This is a genomic window from Micromonospora sp. NPDC023633 (assembly GCF_040640035.1).
In the GTDB taxonomy this organism is placed as follows: Bacteria; Actinomycetota; Actinomycetes; order Mycobacteriales; family Micromonosporaceae; genus Micromonospora.
In genome coordinates this window covers 1-5727 of record NZ_JBFABB010000226.1, presented here as the reverse complement: position 1 = coordinate 5727, position 5727 = coordinate 1, and the positions used below count along the sequence as shown (strand labels likewise).

Sequence of the window (5727 nt, the reverse complement as noted above, 5' to 3'; positions counted from 1 at the left end):
GTACTGCACTCGGGAGGGTGTGGGAGAGTAGGACACCGCCGGACAATCTTTCAGTTCAGGGTCACCCCTTCGGGGTGGCCCTGAACTGCGTTACGACCCCGAATCCGCCGGGAACCGGCTCAGAACGCGTAGCGGACGCGGCAGTACGGCGCCTTCGCGGCGATCAGGTCCGTCAGCGCAGCCACGTAGGCGCCCTTCCAGCCGGTGCGGTACCGCACGTTCCAGCCGCCGGTCTGCGACCGCTTCGGCTGCTGCAGCTCCGGCCGCCAGAGGACCTCCTCGGCCTTCGGGTGCCAGCCGAGGTTCACCTGGTGCAGCCGGTCGTTGTGGGTCAGGAAGATGACCTCGGCGGCGAGCTGTGCCTTGGCGCGGGGCCCGAGCGCGTCGTCGAGCTGGTCGAGCAGCTCCGCCCAGTCGTCCAGCCACCCGTCGCGGACCACCACCGGGCTGAAGTTGACGTGCACCTCGTAGCCGGCCGCCACGAAGTCGTCGACGGCTGCCAGCCGCTCCGCGACCGGGGAGGTCCGGATGTCGAGCAGTTTCGCGTCCCGGGCCGGCATCAGCGAGAAGCGGACGCGGGTCCGGCCGCGGGGATCCCAGTCGAGCAGGTCGCGGTTGACGTGCTTCGTGGCGAACGTCGCCTTCGCGCTGGGCAGTTCCCGGAACAGCGTCACCAGGTCCCGGACGTTGTCGGAGATCCGGGCGTCCAGCGAGCAGTCGGAGTTCTCGCCGATGTCGTACACCCAGGCGGCCGGGTCGCACTGGTTCGGCTCGCCCTTGACTCCCTGCCGGCCCACGTGCCGTCGCAGGTAACCGGTGATCCGGTCGATGTTGGCGAAGACCGTCACCGGGTTGCTGTAGCCCTTGCGGCGTGGCACGTAGCAGTAGGCGCAGGCCATCGCGCAGCCGTTCGCCGTGGACGGGGCGATGAAGTCGGCCGAGCGGCCGTTCGGGCGGGCGGTGAGGGACTTCTTGATCCCCAGCACCAGGGCCTCGGTCTTGATCCGCACCCACCGGGCGACGTTCGTCTCGTCCCCGTACAGCTCCGGGATGCGGGAGTGGCTCTCGACCTCGACGCGCTCCGCGTCGGGGAAGCGCTCCAGCACGGCCCGTCCACGGGGCAGGGCGGCGGCCTCCGGCTCCAGGTAGATCCGCCGGATGTCGAACAGCCGCGGGTGCGGGGCAACGTCGGTCACGAAAGGGGACAACTGCGGACCGATCGCCGTTGTTCCCCGCGTCCCCGGGCGCCCGTTTTCGCGCCCGGTCCCTGGGTACCCGCACGCATGCCCGAGGGCCACCTCATCCACCGGTACGCCCGCGACCAGCACGCCGCGCTCGCCGGGCGGGTCCTCGCCGTGTCCAGCCCGCAGGGTCGCGTGGACGTCGGCCCGTACGACGGGCGGCGGCTGCGCGCGGTGGAGGCGTACGGCAAGCACCTGCTCTACCACGTCGACGACGCGCCGGCCCTGCACGTGCACCTCGGCATGCGCGGGCTCTTCCTGCGCCACGACGGCCCGGCCGTCCCGCCCCGCAAGGGCGTCCGGCTGCGTCTGGCCCGCGCCGGTGTCGCGTACGACCTGATCGCGCCCATCCGCTGCGAACCGCTCCCGGCCGACGCAGAACGCGCGCTGCGGGCCTCGCTCGGCCCGGACCCGCTGCGGGCCGACGCCGACGGCGAGGACGCCGTGCGCCGGCTCGCCGCCGCCCGGGGCGCGGTCGGCGCGGCGCTGCTCGACCAGGCGGTGTGGGCGGGCCTCGGCAACGCCTGGCGGGCGGAGCTGCTCTTCCTCGCCGGCCTGGACCCGGACGCCCGGGCCGTCGGGCCGGCGCCCGCCCGACGCCTGTGGGAGCTCGCCGTCCGACACCTGGCGCTGGGCCGCGACGCCGGCCAGGTGGTCAGCGACCCGGCGGCGCCCGACGAGCGGTGGGTCTACAAGCGGCCGACATGCCGGCGCTGCGGCGCCGGCGTGCGGACGTGGCCGCTGGGCGGCCGCACGGCGTACGCCTGCCCGGTCGACCAGCCCCCGGTCTGACCCGTCCCGCGAGACGCGCGCCTCGGCGGCGTTCGGGTCGGTCAGCGGCGGGGCCGGCGGGCGCCGGCGAGCCGCAGGGCGTTGCAGACGTCTCCGACGCCCCCGACGTCCCAGGCGATCTCGCCGGCCACCCGCCGGGCTTCCGGGCCGGCCACGACGCCCGCGAGGATGACGACGCGGTTCTGCACGGTGACCACGATCTGCTGACGGCGGGTGGTCCAGTCGCTGCTCAACCGCTGGGCGACCAGCGCCGCCAGCCGGGCGTCCTCATCGTCGGGCGGGGGCCCCGGCGGCTCGGGGCGGTACCCGCCCTCGTCCGGGTACGGCCAGGGGATGAGCATGGTGTGCTTCCTCTCGGGTGGTCTCCGGCCCGGACACGCCCCGGGGCCCGGCGTCGGGTCAGCGGGACACCGCGTCGGTCACCGCCGCTGGCGGGAGGCCGCGCGGATCCGGCCCGGCGACGACGGCCGCCAGCGCGGCGGCGTCGCCGGCCCCGCCCGGGGACAGCCGCCGGAGCGCCTCCTGCGGGCTCGCGAAGACCGGGAACAGCCCGTCGAGCCGCATGGTGTGCAGCACGGTACGGATGAAGCGGGACGGAGCGGCGAGGCAGAGCACCGCGCCGCGCTCCCGGGCGTCGCGGTGGGCCCGGACGAGCAGCCCGAGCCCGCCGGCGTCGATGAGGTGGACCCGGGTCAGGTCGACCACGACGTGTCCGCAGACGTCCACGGCCTGTCGCAGGGCGGCCCGTAGCTCGTCGGCGGTGTCGACGTCGATGTCCCCGACGGCCGTGACCACCGCGACGTCGTCGAGGTGGTCGACGCCCAGCACCCCGCCGCCCGGCTGCCCGCCCTGGGCGGTGGTGTCGCCCCCGACGCCGAGACCCGACAGGCTGCACCGGGGACAGCGGTGCGGGCCCGTGGCGAACGGGGAGCCGCTCCAGCCGTGTTCGGCCACCAGGGTCCAGACGACCTCGGCGTCGGGCAGGACGCACGCGGTGCCGGTGGTCGTGTCCCCGCAGCTGTCGCAGATCAACGTCATCCGGTGCTCGTCCGGTACGACGGTCATGGTGTCTTCCTCCACGGGAGGTCGGGCCGGGCCACGCGCCGGCCCGCGACCGGCGGCGTCTGGGCGGGGTCGAGGTCCGGCCGCGTTCCGCGCGGCGGGCCGGCGGCGCGCCGGGTACCGGCCGTGGCCGCTACGAGGGCGACGCCGAGGACGGCCGAGCCGGCCGGCACGCCGATGCTCCACGCCCCGGAGCGGTCGGTGTCGAGGCCGACGATGCGGGCCAGGATGACGCCGAGCAGCGCGGTGACGATCCCCGCCACCAGGGCCAGCCAGACCGGCACCTCCCGGCGGCGCGGGGTCACCCGCCAGCCCACCCCGGCGACGAGGAGACCGACGGCGAGCGCGGTGAAGAGACCGGCGATGGTCATTCTGATCTCCCCTCCGGGACCGGCCGGGCGACGGCAGCCGGCCCTCGGGTCCGCCCCACCACCCTCGGTGCCGCCCGTGGCGCGGGCCACGCGGTTGTATGACAGTTGCGTGACAAAACCGTCGAACGCCGGACACGGTTGGGCGGCCGTCGTCGCCTTGGGGATGATGCCGGTATGACGGACGTGCTGGTGATCGAGGACGACGACCGGATCCGTCTGGCGTTGCTGCTCGCGCTCGAGGACGAGGGCTACCGCGTCCGGGGCGTGGCCACCGCCGAGGAGGGGCTGCTGACGCAGCGCCGGGAGCCGGCCGACACCGTGCTGGTCGACCTGATGCTGCCGGGCCTGGACGGCTTCGAGTGCATCCGGCGGCTGCGCCGCGACGACGACGTGCCGATCGTGGTGGTCAGCGCCCGCGACGACACCCACGACATCGTCGCGGCGCTGGAGGCCGGGGCCGACGACTACGTGGTCAAGCCCGTGGCGATCAAGGAACTGTCGGCGCGGCTGCGCGCCCTGCGGCGCCGGGCCCGGGCGGCGCCCGACCCGCTGCCGGTGCTCACGTTCGGGCAGCTGGAGATCAGCCCGGACGCCGGGGAGGTGCGCCTGACCGGCCGGCCGGTGCCGGTCACCCGCACCGAGTTCCGGCTGCTCTGCGAGCTGGCCGAGCACGCCGGCCGGGTGTTGTCGCGCCAGCAGTTGTTGCAACGGGTCTGGGGCTACGACACCGGCGACGAGCGACTCGTCGACGTGCACGTGGGTCGGCTGCGGCAGAAGATCGAGGAGGATCCGGGCAACCCCCGGCACCTGGTCACCCTGCGCGGCCTCGGCTACAAGCTGACCCGGTGAGACGCCTCGGGCTGCGGGCCCGGGTGTCCGCCGGTTTCGCGGTCGGCGCGTTGCTGCTGTCCGCCTCGATGGCGCTGGTCTCCTACGAGCTGACCAGGCGCTCCCTGCTGGACGAGCGGGAGCGCACCGCCGTGCGGGCGGCGTACTTCGACGCGGCGGTGGTGCGTACCGGCCTGGACACGGAGGACCCCGACGTGGTGGAGGTGCTGCGGTCCCTCGACACCGGCGGCGTCCGCCGGCCGCTGCTGCACCGCGGGGACGACTGGTACGCCCGCACGGCCGACGCCGGCCTCACCGCCGCCATCCCGGTCGACCTGCAACAGCTCGTCCACGCCGGGGAACCGGCCGTGCAGCGGGTCCGGGTCAACGGCCAGCCCACCCTGCTCGTCGGCCTGCCGCTGGCCCCGTCCACCAGCTACTACGAGCTGACGTCGCTGCGCGAGCTGGACCAGACCCTGCGGGTCCTGGCGCTCGCGCTGACCGCCGTGGCCATCGTCGTCGCCGGGTCCGGCGCCGCCCTGGGCTGGTACGCCACCCGGCACAGCCTGCGGCCGCTGACGGCGGTGGCCGACGCCGCGCAGGAGATCGCGGCGGGCAACTTCTCCGCCCGGCTCGCGGCGACCACCGACCCTGATCTCACCCGGCTCTCCACGTCCTTCAACCACATGGTCGACCAGCTCTCCCGGCGCATCGAGCGGGACCGCCGCTTCGCCGCCGACGTGAGCCACGAGCTGCGCTCGCCGTTGCAGACCCTGTCGGCCGCGGCCAGCGTCCTGGCCCGGCGCCGGGCGCACCTCGACGACCGCACCGCCACCGCCGCCGCGCTGGTGGCCGACGAGATCACCCGGTTCCAGCAACTGGTCAACGACCTCATCCAGCTCGCCCGCAGCGACCAGCCGGTCGACCGGTCGCCGGTCGACGTGGCGGCGCTGGCCCGCCGCGCCTGCCAGGCACGCGGGCTGCCGGACACGCTCGTGCGCGCCGGCCGGGGCGTCGCCGCCACCTGGCTGGTCGACGAGCGCCGGGTCGAGCAGATCCTGGCCAACCTGGTCGACAACGCGCTGCGCCACGGCGGCGGGCCGGTGGCCGTGCGGTTGTCGCAGCGGGACGGAACGGGAATCGTCGAGGTCGACGACGAGGGCCCGGGCGTGCCCACCGGGGACCGGGACGCCATCTTCGACCGTTTCGTCCGTGGCCGGGCCGCGCACTCGCGTGGCGACGGCGACGGCACCGGGCTCGGGCTGGCCATCGTCGCGGAGCACGCCGCCGCGCACCGGGGGCGTGCGAGCGTGGGCGACCGCCCCGGCGGGGGCGCCCGCTGCGGCGTGCTCGTGGACACCTCCTGGCTCGGCTGGCGCTGGTGCTTCCTGATCGGCATCCCGTTCACCCTGCTCTCCATCGTCCTGCTCCAG

Annotated in this window: 7 protein-coding genes; 3 read left to right on the top strand and 4 right to left on the bottom strand. The window is 75.0% G+C overall.

The annotated features are described in order from the left end of the window. Positions 1–119 precede the first annotated feature (119 nt). Positions 120–1196 carry a spore photoproduct lyase family protein gene (locus tag AB0G13_RS33770; RefSeq protein WP_357883482.1) on the bottom strand — a complete coding sequence of 359 codons (1077 nt, stop codon included), beginning with the start codon at positions 1194–1196 and terminating at the stop codon, positions 120–122. 87 nt (positions 1197–1283) lie between these two features. On the opposite strand from AB0G13_RS33770, the gene AB0G13_RS33765 reads away from it, so the two are divergent. Then, a complete protein-coding gene (locus AB0G13_RS33765) occupies positions 1284–2033 on the top strand; it encodes a DNA-formamidopyrimidine glycosylase family protein (RefSeq protein ID WP_357883479.1) in 750 nt (249 codons plus the stop codon). Between the two features lie 41 nt (positions 2034–2074). Here the strand turns inward: AB0G13_RS33765 and AB0G13_RS33760 are convergent, their stop codons facing one another. Genes AB0G13_RS33760 through AB0G13_RS33750 form a run of 3 tightly spaced genes read right to left on the bottom strand, consistent with a single transcriptional unit; the run spans position 2075 to position 3466 of the window. Next, complete coding sequence (locus AB0G13_RS33760; protein ID WP_357883476.1) at positions 2075–2374, bottom strand: BON domain-containing protein; 300 nt, start codon at positions 2372–2374, stop codon at positions 2075–2077. Between the two features lie 58 nt (positions 2375–2432). Continuing rightward, positions 2433–3098, bottom strand: coding sequence for an STAS domain-containing protein (locus tag AB0G13_RS33755; protein WP_357883473.1), 666 nt, complete (start codon positions 3096–3098; stop codon positions 2433–2435). Then, a complete protein-coding gene (locus tag AB0G13_RS33750) occupies positions 3095–3466 on the bottom strand; it encodes a GlsB/YeaQ/YmgE family stress response membrane protein (RefSeq protein ID WP_357883470.1) in 372 nt (123 codons plus the stop codon). The genes AB0G13_RS33755 and AB0G13_RS33750 overlap by 4 nt, the downstream gene beginning before the upstream one ends. Positions 3467–3640: 174 nt before the next feature. Between AB0G13_RS33750 and AB0G13_RS33745 the strand changes: the two genes are divergently transcribed. Both AB0G13_RS33745 and AB0G13_RS33740 read left to right on the top strand, forming a co-directional pair. Continuing rightward, positions 3641–4315 (top strand): response regulator transcription factor, encoded by a 675-nt coding sequence (locus AB0G13_RS33745; protein ID WP_357883467.1) that lies wholly within the window; start codon positions 3641–3643, stop codon positions 4313–4315. Then, a partial coding sequence (locus AB0G13_RS33740; protein ID WP_357883464.1) for an ATP-binding protein occupies positions 4312–5727 on the top strand: 1416 nt, incomplete at its 3' end. The genes AB0G13_RS33745 and AB0G13_RS33740, both read left to right, overlap by 4 nt.

Coding starts and splice junctions, on each gene's coding strand:
- AB0G13_RS33765 (WP_357883479.1), top strand. CDS start 1,284: ATGCCCGAGGGCCACCTCATCCACCGGTACGCCCGCGACCAGCACGCC.
- AB0G13_RS33760 (WP_357883476.1), bottom strand. CDS start 2,374: ATGCTCATCCCCTGGCCGTACCCGGACGAGGGCGGGTACCGCCCCGAG.
- AB0G13_RS33755 (WP_357883473.1), bottom strand. CDS start 3,098: ATGACCGTCGTACCGGACGAGCACCGGATGACGTTGATCTGCGACAGC.
- AB0G13_RS33750 (WP_357883470.1), bottom strand. CDS start 3,466: ATGACCATCGCCGGTCTCTTCACCGCGCTCGCCGTCGGTCTCCTCGTC.
- AB0G13_RS33745 (WP_357883467.1), top strand. CDS start 3,641: ATGACGGACGTGCTGGTGATCGAGGACGACGACCGGATCCGTCTGGCG.